10 protein-coding genes, 1 tRNA gene and 2 pseudogenes are annotated in these 13130 nt (G+C 63.8%); 7 read left to right on the top strand and 6 right to left on the bottom strand.

The window, feature by feature from the left end; all coding sequences use genetic code 11:
• Window positions 1–389, top strand: a pseudogene (locus LO763_RS14070) (hypothetical protein); the annotation flags it as partial.
• A 140-nt stretch (window positions 390–529) separates the two neighbouring features.
• Here the strand turns inward: LO763_RS14070 and LO763_RS14075 are convergent.
• The 3 genes from LO763_RS14075 to fxsT form a co-directional block, all read right to left on the bottom strand.
• Window positions 530–1099 carry a Pycsar system effector family protein gene (locus LO763_RS14075; protein WP_230603140.1) on the bottom strand — a complete coding sequence of 190 codons (570 nt, stop codon included), beginning with the start codon at window positions 1097–1099 and terminating at the stop codon, window positions 530–532.
• 6 nt (window positions 1100–1105) lie between these two features.
• Window positions 1106–1534, bottom strand: a complete 429-nt coding sequence (locus LO763_RS14080; protein WP_230603143.1) for a hypothetical protein — start codon at window positions 1532–1534, stop codon at window positions 1106–1108.
• 167 nt (window positions 1535–1701) lie between these two features.
• Window positions 1702–4944: an FxSxx-COOH system tetratricopeptide repeat protein gene (gene fxsT, locus LO763_RS14085; protein WP_230603146.1), complete on the bottom strand. Its 3243-nt coding sequence runs from the start codon at window positions 4942–4944 to the stop codon at window positions 1702–1704.
• Window positions 4945–5132: 188 nt separating this feature from the next.
• Between fxsT and LO763_RS14090 the strand changes: the two genes are divergently transcribed.
• The 3 genes from LO763_RS14090 to LO763_RS14100 all read left to right on the top strand — a co-directional run bounded on the left by LO763_RS14090 (window position 5133) and on the right by LO763_RS14100 (window position 7050).
• Window positions 5133–5321, top strand: coding sequence for a hypothetical protein (locus tag LO763_RS14090; RefSeq protein WP_230603148.1), 189 nt, complete (start codon window positions 5133–5135; stop codon window positions 5319–5321).
• 237 nt (window positions 5322–5558) lie between these two features.
• A complete protein-coding gene (locus LO763_RS14095) occupies window positions 5559–6194 on the top strand; it encodes a hypothetical protein (RefSeq protein ID WP_230603150.1) in 636 nt (211 codons plus the stop codon).
• Window positions 6187–7050, top strand: coding sequence for a TRM11 family SAM-dependent methyltransferase (locus tag LO763_RS14100; RefSeq protein ID WP_230603510.1), 864 nt, complete (start codon window positions 6187–6189; stop codon window positions 7048–7050). The genes LO763_RS14095 and LO763_RS14100 overlap by 8 nt, the downstream gene beginning before the upstream one ends.
• A gap of 438 nt (window positions 7051–7488) precedes the next feature.
• On the opposite strand, the gene LO763_RS14105 is transcribed toward LO763_RS14100, so the two are convergent.
• A complete protein-coding gene (locus tag LO763_RS14105) occupies window positions 7489–8058 on the bottom strand; it encodes a hypothetical protein (protein ID WP_230603151.1) in 570 nt (189 codons plus the stop codon).
• On the opposite strand from LO763_RS14105, the pseudogene LO763_RS29855 reads away from it, so the two are divergent.
• A pseudogene (locus LO763_RS29855) lies at window positions 8044–8388 on the top strand (recombinase family protein); the annotation flags it as partial. The gene LO763_RS14105 and the pseudogene LO763_RS29855 overlap by 15 nt on opposite strands.
• Before the next feature lie 297 nt (window positions 8389–8685).
• Here LO763_RS29855 and LO763_RS14110 read toward each other — a convergent pair.
• Together LO763_RS14110 and LO763_RS14115 are read right to left on the bottom strand one after the other, a co-directional pair.
• Window positions 8686–9153 carry a hypothetical protein gene (locus tag LO763_RS14110; protein WP_230603152.1) on the bottom strand — a complete coding sequence of 156 codons (468 nt, stop codon included), beginning with the start codon at window positions 9151–9153 and terminating at the stop codon, window positions 8686–8688.
• Between the two features lie 23 nt (window positions 9154–9176).
• Window positions 9177–9249: transfer RNA gene (locus LO763_RS14115), tRNA-Arg, on the bottom strand.
• Between the two features lie 378 nt (window positions 9250–9627).
• Here LO763_RS14115 and LO763_RS14120 point away from each other — a divergent pair.
• Together LO763_RS14120 and LO763_RS14125 are read left to right on the top strand one after the other, a co-directional pair.
• Entirely contained in the window at window positions 9628–11997 is a 2370-nt protein-coding gene (locus tag LO763_RS14120) for a ribonucleoside-diphosphate reductase subunit alpha (RefSeq protein ID WP_230603153.1), read from the top strand.
• Window positions 11998–12088: 91 nt separating this feature from the next.
• Window positions 12089–13084: a ribonucleotide-diphosphate reductase subunit beta gene (locus LO763_RS14125; RefSeq protein WP_230603155.1), complete on the top strand. Its 996-nt coding sequence runs from the start codon at window positions 12089–12091 to the stop codon at window positions 13082–13084.
• Window positions 13085–13130: the final 46 nt, after the last annotated feature.

Raw genomic sequence — 13130 nt, forward strand, 5'->3', positions numbered from 1 at the left:
CTGCCACGAAGCAACCGCCGACGACCTGTTCGACTACGAGGAATGGCGTCGCCACGCCCCGGCCAATGGCCGACGCATCAGCGGCGCGAAATGGAACCGTGGGCTCGCTGCCTTCCCGAACCTCTACCAGTGGCATCCACTACGAGCCACCAGTCCCCTTCGACCTGGACACGCGTGAAACCCAGAAATGGCGGAACCGGATCATCGATGCTGACCTTTACTGGAGCCATCTCAAGTACGATGGCGACTTGCTTATCACCAGGAACTCGAAGGACTTCATCGAGCGCGGCCGCCGCGAAGCGCTCCTCAAACTCGGTGGTCGCGGCATCGAAGTTCCGACCGACGCAGTTCAATGGGCGGCTATTGCTCTGAATGATCCCGCCGGCTGAACCACCGCCCCAACTGTCACTCGCACTTCGAATCTCACGCAGCACTACCTGGTTCGCCTGTGGGCATCTCGGACTGACAGTGATGCTCACTAGGCAGCCTGGAGCGACCCCTCCGGTGCTGAGGAACATTCGCTCAACGATCAGAAGACGAACAGGAACAGGACTGTGCCAATCAGGTAAGCGCCGACCCCCAGCAATATCAAGCTCGAGACCATCAGCCGGTTCTTCGCCCGGGTGATCTTCTCCAAGCGCCACAGTTCTGTCGACGCCGCATTGAGCCGGAAGCGCGGATCGCGGGCCCGCTTGAGCACGAGCTTCTGGGCCTCCTCAGCGGAGGCGGCGCGCAACGGTGCGTTCAGCGGGATCAAGGTGATGCCGCTGGTGATCCCACCAGCGATAACCATGGCGAGTCCTATTGCCACGACGTCTTGGAGCACTCCGTCAATGTGAGAAAACGTGGCTGATGTCGCCGCAATAATCAAGCCGACCACGGTGAACGTGCCGATCGCCTTCGCGTCAGCTTGGCGGTGAAGGTCCCTCTCATAGGCAATGGCGGCGGTGAGGTCGTCGGCCGCGGCGGCGGCGTCGTCATCGCTGACGGTCTCCTGATCAAGGTCCTCGATGTGTTCACTCAAGACGACCTCCAAGCCCTCGAGCGCCATGATCAGGCCCGTCAAGGCGGCCCCCGCCGGCGCCATTGCCGCAGACATCGATGCCTAGTCCCTGAAGCAGACCTGCGTTCCCCGGTCTGGTGTACCACAGGCCATGGTGATTCCGACGATGAGATTTGGGATCTGGCCCAAGTTTGATGGTGGTGTTGTTCCGGTCAGCGGCCGAGCGAGATTCGTTTCCTGAGCAAGTCGAGGTTGGCGCGTCCGGACATCTGCCTCAAGGGTCTTCAGTCGGTTCATGTTGCCTTCTACCGCTCCTGAACTGTGCGGGAGGGCGAGGCCGGCGGTCACGGCGTCGAAGTCGTGTTGCAGGCCCTTGGCGAAGCCGTAGATCCCGGGCAGGTCGGAGGCGACAGCGTTGCCTCGCGTGCGGTTCTCGCGGCAGAGGTCCTGGCCGTGGGATCGTTTCTGCTCCCATTGGGGCTTGTAGGGGTCGAGAATGGTCCGCTTCTGGTGTTTGTGGCCTTTGACCATGCTCTGGTTAGGGGGTCGCACGGACGTAGCACTGGACGGTGTGGCGGCACCGGCCCAGGTGGAGGGCGATGCCGCGGATGCTGTGCCCGTCGGCCAGCAGGCCGTGCACCAGGGAGCTTCTACCGAAGTCAAGCGTCAGCCATCAACCAGCCAGCGCCAAGATCGCCTTAGCACATCTCCTTCAGGGTAGACAATTCCTTTCGAATCGAGGATCCATCAAAGTGTTGAGCACTTGATGTTGCTTCTACATCTGCCAAGATCCGCTCGAGATCCGCGATAGCACCATCGATGTCGCCTGCGAGGCCGCGCCAATGCGCCAAGTCTGCCCGGGTCCTGAAAGTTCGAGGATGATGCTGGCCAAGTACCCGCATCATCTCAGGCAACAGTGCTTCAATTTCGGACAATGCGCCGAAAGTGTCCCCACTCTCGCCCCGCCAATGCGCTAGCTCCGCACGCGCTCGGAGAACATTATGGTTGTCCAGGTCAATGTAAGTCGGACGATCCGCAAGAAGTTGTTCAAACGCCGCGACTGCGGAAGCATGTTCTCCTGCTGCCCCCAACCACCGCGCCAGCTCAGCTCGGGCGCGGAGCGTATCGGGATGGTCGGGGCCAAGGACACGAAATAGATCATCGAGAAGGCGACGGATCGCAGCTGCTGCCTCCTGAGCACCGCCGGCCTCGCCCTTCCATCGAGCGAGTTCCAGGCGCGCCCTAAGAGTGTGAGGATGATCAGATCCGAGCACACTTATGAAGTCAGGAAGTAGCTCTTCAAAAGCTTCAACAGCTTCACTAAATTCACCGGATGCTCCCCGCCAACGCGCCAAGTCACCCCTAACCCTGAGAGTTCGCGGATGTTGGTCACCAAGCACCCGTACGAAGTCAGGGAGCAATTCTTCGAACGTTGCTACCGCCGTTGCGGCATGGCCTGCCTCGCCATACCATCGCGCCAACTGCGCACGAACACGCAGTACATAGGGATGATCGGGTCCGAGCACTCGGGGGCGGTCTCCAAGCAGTGCGCTAAATGCTGCCACAGCCTTAGGAGCATCACCTGAATCACCATGCCAGCGAGCAAGTTCTGCCCTGGCCCGAAAGGTATCTGGATGATCTGGTCCCAGCACACGTTGCAGATCGGGAAGCAGCTCCTCAAATCCGGCAACTGCTCTGAGCGCATCTCCAGAAAATCCACGCCATCGAGCTAGCTCTACACGAGCGCGGAGTGTTTCGGGATGCTCCGGCCCAAACACTCGGAGACTATCAGCAAGAAGTTCCTCGAAAGCCAACAGAGCTCCGGAAACGTCTCCGGCCTCCCCTCTCCAGCGCGCCAGGTCGCCGCGAGTTTTCAACGTATGCGGATGGTCTGCACCAAGGATGCGGATGCATTCAGTCAGCAGCTCTTCAAGAGATCTCCGTGCACCGTTCAGATCCCCGGACTTGCCGCGCCAGTACGCGAGATCACCTTGGCTAAGGAGCTTTTCAGCGTGATCAGTGCCCATGAACTGATCCATGTCATTGACAAGCGCAACGAGAACGGATGCGGCTCCCGAAGCGTCTCCCAGGTTCCCCTGCAGTTGCGCGAGCTGATGACGGGTGCGCAGCGTTTCGTAATGGTCCGGCCCGAGGGCTTTCTGCAGGTCGTCAAGGAGCAACTCATAGATTTCTAGAGCCCGCCCCAGGTCGCCACTCGCGGCACACCAGGCGGCAAGATTTCGATGAGCATTGAGTGTTTCATGAGCATGCGGCCCAAAGACACTCACATGATCCGTCACAATCTGCCCTACAAGTGGTCTAGCTTCGCTTGGGCGTCCCAATCGTGCCAGCCAATACAGTGCTTCAGAGCGAGATCGCAGCGTGTCTGGATGACTGTGACCCAGTTCGACCTCACAGTTCTGAGAGAATTCCGTAAAGTAGTTCGCCGCATCTTGCATATAAGCATGGTCACCAAGACTTTGCCCAATAAGAAACAGGACAGGATGGGCACCTTCTTGAAACAACGCCGAAGAGTCAACCGACTTGACTCTATTGGCGTTTGATCGCATTACCGCCGCACCAGCAGGAGTATCCGAGCTTTCATCCCATTTTTCCACCAAGGCAGAAGCAGCGACCTGGATAGCATTCACAAGCTCAGAACGACTCATCATGGAAACCACAATATAGCTGACGAGCGGGTGCATCTGAATTGTCTGGCCGTCGAAATCCAGGAGACTAAGCCGATGAAGTCGCGCAAGTGCGAAAGAGACCGAGTCTTGATAGACAAGATCATTCCGAATCTTTGACTCTGCAACCTCCGCCGAAGAAATCCATTTTCTAACTGCTCTCGACTTCAGGATATCGACAGGAATGCCGACAGGGTCCAGCACACTCGTAATCTGGAGGACTCTGTCATACACCCCCTCACCGCTATCCAAGCTAGCAGCTTGTACAGAAAGAGAAACCATGGCTTCAACCGTAAGCGGGTAGCCATCAGGAAGCCTGTCCGGACTTAGCTCAGAAAGCCGAAGTTTCCGATCATGGAGAAGGTGACGATATTCAGCACAAGTCAGACCAGGTTGATCAATAATGAATGCTGCGGCTTGAGAGAGTGCCAGTGGAAGGAATCCCAGCTCCCAGCTCAGGGCCTCCGCTTCTTCAAGCACACGGGCATCTCCGTGTAGCCTCTCCCGCAAGTAATTGATGGATTCGACCTCATTGAACAAACCAACATCAATTCGCACCCGATCGTATCCATCGAGAGCAGCATCCCGCCTTCGAGTGGTAATAATTGCTTTGCCTCGAGGACTTGCTGGCGGCCAAAGCCCTTCCATGTCAGCGGGATCGCAAAGATCGTCCAGAATTATTAGCCATCGAGGTCCGTTCGGTCGACGAATCCAGGAGAGCAAGCGTTCTGCGGCCGCCATGCCATTCCCACCATCGGATCCCAGGAGTGCACTGGCCGCTTGATCAAGCATCATTACGATGTTGTCGCGACGACTGGCATCTATCCAGAGAAGCAGGTCAATATCTCCAGCATTCCAATGGCGTTGCGCATATGCAGCAGCAATTTGAGTTTTACCAACGCCGCCCATACCGCTAAGAATTTGCGTTGGAGGTGCGAACTCACTGCTTCCCATAGACACTTCTAGTTGAGCATCTGCCTCGCGCATCTGCCTAGCTGCCGCAAGGCGAGGCACGATCCCAAATACGCAAGGAAATGTAGTCTTTGCGGTTTCATCGTTGCTTGACTTCGGCTTCTTCTTTGCTAGGACTGCAGCTTCCCACAGCCTCCTCAGCGTCGCTTCGTCACCATTTAGCCGGAGCCCAACCTCTCTGGCAATGCGCCAGGAAGGAGCTCGCTTACCCGAAAAAGTGTCAGCAACTGAGGTATGACTGACATTCACGGCGTCACGGGCGATCTCGCGCAAACTCGGCATGCCTGCGTCCGCGCGCAATCGACGCAGGTACGCGCTCAGGTCCGTAACTGAGGTCTCCTGTATTGGGTCCGTCATCCGTCCTCCCGTCCCCTCAGCCTACATGTCGGCTTCGGTGTACACTACTGTAAATTTTACAACGCACATCGACCCCAGCCTGCGTTACCGCTGGCATCAGCCTTGGAGGCCCGGTGAAAGACCCCAACATCAAACGCGTCTGGTTTGCGATCCTGCTCATGTTTTCTCTCTTGGTGGGTCTTTTCGCTGGCGGCCTGTCGTTCCTGGATGGCACCTCCGCGCCTCGCGCAGTTCTCGAGGGAGGGTTGTGGTTTGGAGGAGCGCTGACCCTCTCACTGGCGGCACTGTCGTTCCTCAAATAGACCCGTAAGATTAGCCAAATTCTTACAGGGCGGGTCCGCCATGGGGACACGCCCTACCTTCGCTACTCCTGCAACCCTGCGGCCCGTTTCGCTCATAGTCTGGTGCATACAAGTATTTAGTCTGGTATTTCGGGTGCGCGCACCCGGGATTGCCGTGAATGAAATCCGCGCACCCGCTGCCTATACAGGGTGCCTGGATCTCTCGGTGTTCGGTGAGACGCGCTCTTGCCTAACCGCATGCAACAGCCGCCGCTGGCGGTCGCCCGTGTCGGCAGCCTCGACGTTCCACTCACGGTCTGGACCGTCCGGGACGCCGTCGACCTCGTGGACGGGCTCCTCGACGAACTCGCTCCCATCGGCATGGTCATCACCGTCGATCTCCCAGGGTGGGAGGCCGTTCCCATTGCGGGGCGGCGTACTCATGTCCTCTACCGCCGCCGCGCCACTGCGACCCGTGCGCTCGGCAACGTGCCGGCCTTCGGCCAGCGCCGGACGAGCATGGAGCCGGTCTGTAGCTCCACGCTCGCGGCGAAACTGCACCAGTACCAGGCCGGGATGATTGCGGCCTCAGCATGGCTGCTGCACTGCCCGGGCGCGCTGGAGGCGGCGATCGGGGCGCTGAAGCCGGGCGGGCTGCTCGTGCTGGTGGGGCGCTCGGAACAGGACGCGGTCGACATCGCCACGCTCACCGACGTCACGTTCCTGCCGCTGTCCTTCACCGCCTACCTGGTCGCCGCGGCACCGCCGGTCTTCGACGCTGCGGTCAAAACGCGCCCGGTGGCGGGTGGCGGCGATCCGACGACGCCCGGCTCCCATTGGGGCATCGGGGTCTGGCGACGGACCGACGGAATCGGGGGTGGTGCTCGTGGCTAGCCGTGCTCCTCGGCCGCTGCCGAGTATCTGGGCGACCGGGCAGACGAAGCCGCACCGCCAGCGCACTGCAGCGTACGTGGCCGGGAACGCCCACCCGGCGAAGATGTGGCCGCAAATCGCCGCCACTGCGATCGCCCGCTACTCCAAGCCCGGCGACACGGTCTTGGACCCCATGTGCGGCGTCGGCACCTCCCTGATCGAAGCGATCGCGCAGGGCCGGAACGCCTTCGGTGTCGATCTGGAGCCGGAGTGGGTCGAGATGGCACGCACCAACGCCGAGGCGGCGATGGCCGCTCACCCCGGGGTGCGGGGCGAGGTCGTCCAGGGGGATGCGGCGAACCTCGTATCGCTGCTGGCGGACACGGGGCTGAGGGGCAAGGTCGCTCTGGTGCTCACCAGCCCGCCATACGGTGCCGTGACCCACGGGCAGCCGGACACCTCGCGGGTGACCGGCGGGAAGATCCGCAATCGCGCGCACCGCTACAGCACCGGCAAGCCGAAGCCCGAGTCGTTGGCGACTTCGTCGGCGCCTCGGCTGCAGGCCGGTCTCGAGGCGGTCTTCGCGGGTTGTCTCGCAGCGCTGAAGCCGGGCGGGTATGCAGTGGTCACGTCGCGCCCGTTCACCGAGGCGGGGCAGTTGGTCGACTTCCCTTCCGCCGTGATCCGTGCCGGGATCGCCGCCGGGTTCACGCTCGCCGAGCGCCGGGTCGCGCTTCTGTCGCGCTGGGACGGCGCGAAGCTCTCGCCGAGCGTGACGTTCTTCCACCTGCACAACGTCCGCCGCGCGCGTGCAGCCGGGAAGACCGTCTTCGCCAGGGCGCACGAGGACGTCATCGTCTTCCGGAGGCCGCAATGAACGCAGCCGCCCTGGACCGAACACCGGACCCAGGCGAACTACGGTTGCTCGCCGACCGCAGGTGCAGGTCGGTATCCGGCGCGCTTGGCGGCGCCTGGGAGTCCTCGTATCGTCCCATCGCCGGGGCGGCCTGCCCATGACCACTGAGGACGAAACCGCGGGCCGGGAGTGGCGGTATGAGCACGATGATGGCACGGTTATCGACTTCAAGGTCATCACCGCCACTCTCGCCGAGGCCCGGCAGCTCGAACGCCATCAAGCGCAAGTGATCCGGGAGGTATGCGAGTGGCAATCCCAGCAGCTATCAGCACGTGGGAAGGGCCCCTGCGGGTAGAACGCGGCAATCCGGGCCTGTTCAGGCCCGAGCGGCCCGGAGGGGTCATCCTGTTGGCCTTTCTGGGCCGCACCTCGACCTACGACCAGCAAGACCCGACCCTGTCAATCCCCCGGCAACTGCGCGCCTGCCAGCTCGTACTCCCCGAGGATGCGCTCATCGTCGCGCACTTCTACGACGTCGAATCCGGCCGCAAGGACCTGGTCGACCGAGGCAAAGGCGGCGGGCACCAGCGCATGCAGATCCCAGTGCCCCGCGACGGCGGAGTCGACGACCTTCTCGAAGAAGCACGCAGACCCGACCGCCGCTTCGACGTGGTCATCTGCGAAGACATCGGGCGTGCAGGCAGGCGCAGCCACATCTCCACCGAGATCGAACACCAACTCGAAGAGGCGGGCGTGCAGCTGATCGCCTCCGACGAGCCGTTCCACCTCGGCGGGTCGGGCCGACGGCCTAAGAACTCCACCCAGGTACTCACCAGACGCATGAAACAGGGCGTCGCAGAGTGGTACGTGATCGAGATGCTCGAAAAAGCCTGGGGTGGCTTCGAGATGCACGCCGAACAGGGCTACAACGTCGGCAAGCCTTGTTACGGGTACCGCGCAAAGCACCTGCCCCACCCCGTTCCCGCAAAGCGCGACAAGGGCATCAAGAAGAGCATGCTCGAAGTCCATTCAGTCGAAGGCCCCGTGGTGCAGCGGGCCTTCAACTGGCGCATCACCGAACGACTCGGCTACCAGGCGATCGCCGACCGCCTCAACGACGACCTCGTGCTCAATCCGCCACCGGTCCCGGTCATCCCGACTCGCGCCGTCGGCCACTGGACCGCCTCGAACGTCCGCGACATGCTCACCAACCCCAAACACACCGGCCACATGGTCTGGAACCGGCGAGCGCGCAAAGGCAAAGGCAAGAACCGCGCCAACCCTGTTGATGAGTGGGTATGGTCACCCGAGCCCGTCCACGAGCCCCTGGTGAGTCTCGAAGAATTCGTCCAAGCCCAAGAAGTCGCCAAGCGCACCAACCGATCCCGCTCAAAGAAGAACTCCCGACAAGCAGCGAAGAACGAATACCCGCTACGAAGCTTCGTGTTCCACGAACAGTGCGGGCGGCGCATGTTCGGCAATCAACGCCGAGAGAGCCGCTACCACTCCTGCTCACCAAAACCCGACCAGCGACCGGACGACCACCCTCACACCGTCCGCGTCCGAGAAGATGTCCTCCTCGACGGCATCAACACCTTCCTCGCCACATACGTCTTCGGCCCCTACCGAAAGAGCATCCTGCAAGACAACCTGGCGTCACTCCAAGAAGCGCAGATCGACGAACATGCCGACCACACCGCCACCCTGCAAAAGGCCCTGGCCGAGGCCGAAGCAAAGCTCTGGCGGCTCGCCAGCCGCCTCGAATCGGCTGACGAGCTCGACGAGGGCCTTCTTCACGTCATGAACCAGCGCAGCGCCGAACTGCGGACACAGCAGCAGCACCTCAAGGACCAACTGGTGGACCTCGCCGCGTCTGCAAGTGAGGTCGCCAACCCGGAACTCATCGAGGAATTGCCAACAGCAAGAATCGATCTTCACCAACTGCCAGTCGAACTCACCCGCCGCCTCTTCGAAGCCCTCAGACTGACCGTCACCTACGATCACACGACACGGAGCGCCGTATGCCAGATCACGCTGATCGGTGAAACCATCCGAGCCGTCCAACGGGCCATCGGCGACATCCTTGCCGAAGCAGGCACGAGCAAAAAAGACCTGCGCGGCCAAAACGGTCGCGCAGGTCTGACCTGTGCCCCCGGCAGGATTCGAACCTGCGACACCTGGTCCCGGAAACCAGTGCTCTATCCACTGAGCTACGGAGGCATGGCCTGATCGAACAGGCCGCCACGATGCTATCAGCCCCCGCTCCGCCTCCCGCAGGCGGTTTGGCGGTCGAGGATCACACCGCCGCGCCCGCGGCGGTTTCGCGGCGGGAGTGTCGGATTCGCGGCATAGGCTGACTCCTCGGAAACCCTCGAGCCTAGCGGACACGCTGCGGGTTCAGTGAGTAAAACTCCGAGGAATCGCAACATCTTGGGGCGACCCCAAGGGTCGACCACAACATGTATGATTCCCCTCTGTCAGGTCGGTGCCGTCAACCTCCGTTCCCACCATGCGGGGAGGGCGGCGCCGCCGTGCCGTCAGAGTGCGGTCCGCACCGGACCGCACGCCACAGAACGCACAGCACGAGGGGATGCAGAGATGACCGGGCTCGCCACCACGCCATCCGCCACCACCACCGCACCGCCGCAGCGGGAGCCCGAGCAGGGGCCCGCCGCCCTGATCGCCGAGCGCCTCCGGGCCCACGCGGCCGGACTGCCCGACGTGGACGCCGAGCGGGTCATCGCGCAGATCGAGTCGGGCCTGTGGCCCGGCGCGACCGAGGCGGCCCTGCGCGAGCGGGCCATCGAGATCACCTCGTCGACCGTGGCCTCCGAGCCCACGTACTCCAAGCTCGCCGCCCGGCTCCTCGCCGAGCACATCGCGGACGAGACCGCGGGCGAGGGCGTCACGAGCTTCACGTCCTCGATCGAGGCGTGCCGGGCCAACGGGCTGCTCTCCGACGACCTGGTGGCGTTCGTGCGGGCCGACGGCCCCGCGCTCGACGCCGTGATCGACGAGGCCGCCGACGACCGGTTCGAGTACTTCGGGCTGCGCACCGTCTACGACCGCTACCTGCTGCGCCACCCCGAGCACCGGACGGTGCTCGAACGGCCCCAGCACTTCATGCTCCGCGTCGCCTGCGGCCTGAGCCAGACCGTGGAGGAGGCCGCCGAGCTCTACCGGCTCATGTCGGCCCTCGCGTACCTGCCGTCCTCGCCGACCCTGTTCAACTCCGGCACCCGCCGCCCGCAGCTGTCCTCGTGCTTCCTGCTCGACTCCCCCAAGGACGAGCTCGACTCGATCTACGAGCGCTACAGCCAGGTCGCGCGCCTGTCGAAGTACGCCGGCGGCATCGGCATCGCGTGGTCGCGGGTGCGCTCGAGGGGCTCGCTCATCCGCGGCACCAACGGGCACTCCAACGGCATCGTGCCGTGGCTGCGGACCCTCGATTCCTCGGTGGCGGCGGTGAACCAGGGCGGGCGCCGCAAGGGCGCCGCGTGCGTGTACCTGGCGACCTGGCACGCCGACGTCGAGGAGTTCCTGGAGCTGCGCGACAACACCGGCGACACCGAGCGCCGCACCCACAACCTCAACCTCGCCAACTGGATCCCGGACGAGTTCATGCGCCGCGTCGAGGCCGACGCCCAGTGGTCGCTGTTCGACCCCAAGGAGACGCCGGAGCTGGTGGACCTGTGGGGCGACGCGTTCGACGAGGCGTACCGGGCCGCCGAGGCCGCCGGGAAGGCCCGCAAGACCGTCCCCGCGCGTGAACTGTACGGGCGCATGATGCGGACCCTCGCGCAGACCGGGAACGGCTGGATCACCTTCTCCGACACCGCGAACCGGACCTCGAACCAGACCGCGCGCAAAGAGAACGTCATCCACCTCTCGAACCTGTGCACCGAGATCCTCGAGGTCACCAACGACTCCGAGACCGCCGTGTGCAACCTCGGCTCGGTGAACCTCGCCGAGCACTGCTCGCCGGAGGGCTTCGACTTCGAGCGGCTGGAGGAGACGGTCGCGACCGCCGTCAAGTTCCTCGACCGCACCATCGACCTCGGCTTCTACCCGACCGCCGAGGCCGAGAAGGCCAACCGCAAGTGGCGCCCGATCGGCCTGGGCTGCATGGGCCTCGCCGACGTGTTCTTCAAGCTGAAGCTCGCGTTCGACTCCGAGGAGGCGCTCAGGCTCTCCACGGCGATCAGCGAGCGGATCGCGCTCGTCGCGTTCGAGACCTCCGCGCGGCTCGCCGCCGAGCTCGGGGCGCACCCGAACTTCGCCGAGACCCGCGCCGCCGAGGGCGTGCTCCACCTCGACCACTACCCGAACGCGCGCGTCACGCTGCACGAGCGCTGGGACGCGGTGCGCGGCGCCGTCGGCGAGCACGGCCTGCGCAACTCGCTCATGATCGCGATCGCCCCGACCGCGACCATCGCCTCCATCGCCGGCTGCGCCGAGTGCATCGAGCCGGTCGTGTCGAACGTCTTCAAGCGCGAGACCCTCTCGGGCGAGTTCCTCCAGGTCAACCGGCACCTGATCGCCGAGCTCAAGGAGCGGGGCCTGTGGAACGAGACGCTGCGCCAGGCCATCCTGGTCGCGGACGGCTCGGTCCAGGGGATCGACGCGATCCCGGCCGACCTCCAGGAGCGGTACCGCACCGCGTGGGAGCTGCCGCAGCGCGCGCTCATCGACCTCGCGGCCGCGCGCACGCCGTTCATCGACCAGGCCCAGTCGCTCAACCTGTTCCAGGCGAGCCCGACCATCGGCAAGCTCTCGTCGATGTACCGCTACGCGTGGCAGCAGGGCCTGAAGACCACGTACTACCTGCGCAGCCGCCCGGCCACGCGCATCAACCAGACCACCGTGAGCGCCGCGCCCGCCGCGAAGGAGCCCACGGAGCTGGAGGTCGTCCCGGCCGACATCGCCTGCTCGCTGGAGAACCCGGAGAGCTGCGAGGCCTGCCAGTAGACGGCCCGGGGCGGGCCCGCGGGCCCGCCCCCGCACCGAGACCTCGTACTGCCGCCACCCCGACCGAACCGACGACCGAGAGGACCCGCCCATGCTGCTCGACCCAGGTATGGACCTGACGCTGCGACCGATGAAGTACCCGGACTTCTACGAGCAGTACCGGGACGCCATCAAGAACACGTGGCACGTCGAGGAGGTCGACCTCGCCTCCGACCTGACCGACCTGGCGGCCTTCACGCCCCAGGAGCAGCACCTCATCCACCGGCTCGTGGCGTTCTTCGCCACCGGCGACACGATCGTGGCGAACAACCTGGTGCTCAACCTGTACCAGCACGTCAACTCCCCCGAGGGCCGCCTGTACCTGTCGCGGCAGCTGTTCGAGGAGGCCGTGCACGTCCAGTTCTACCTGACGCTGCTCGACACGTACCTGCCCGACCCGGAGGAGCGCGCCAAGGCGTTCGACGCGGTCAACAACATCCCCTCGATCAAGCGCAAGGCCGACTTCTGCTTCAAGTGGATCGACTCGGTCTTCGACATGCAGGAGCTCAAGACCGCCGAGGACCGCCGGTCGTTCCTGCTCAACCTCATCTGCTTCGCCGCGTGCATCGAGGGCCTGTTCTTCTACGGCGCCTTCGCGTACGTGTACTGGCTGCGCAGCCGGGGCCTGCTCGACGGGCTCGCCACCGGCACCAACTGGGTGTTCCGCGACGAGTCCTGCCACATGAACTTCGCGTTCAGCGTGGTCGACGTGGTGCGCCAGGAGGAGCCCGAGCTGTTCGACGAGCGGATGCGGCAGCAGGTCACCGACATGCTGGAGGAGGCCGTGGAGGCCGAGCTCCAGTTCGCCGAGGACCTCATCGGCGAGGGCATGCCCGGCATGACCGTCAAGGACATGAAGTCGTACCTGGAGTACGCCGCCGACCAGCGCCTCGCGCGCCTCGGCATGCCCAAGAAGTGGGGCTCGGAGAACCCGTTCCCGTTCATGGCGCTCCAGGACGTGCAGGAGCTGACGAACTTCTTCGAGCGCAGGCCGACCGCCTACCAAGTGGCCGTGGAGGGCAAGGTCGACCTCGACGAGGAGTTCTGATCCGAGGCCGCGCCCGTTCTCCCCGGCGCGGCGACGACGAAGGGCC

Source organism: Glycomyces amatae (assembly GCF_020991375.1).
Taxonomy (GTDB): Bacteria; Actinomycetota; Actinomycetes; order Mycobacteriales; family Micromonosporaceae; genus Glycomyces; species Glycomyces amatae.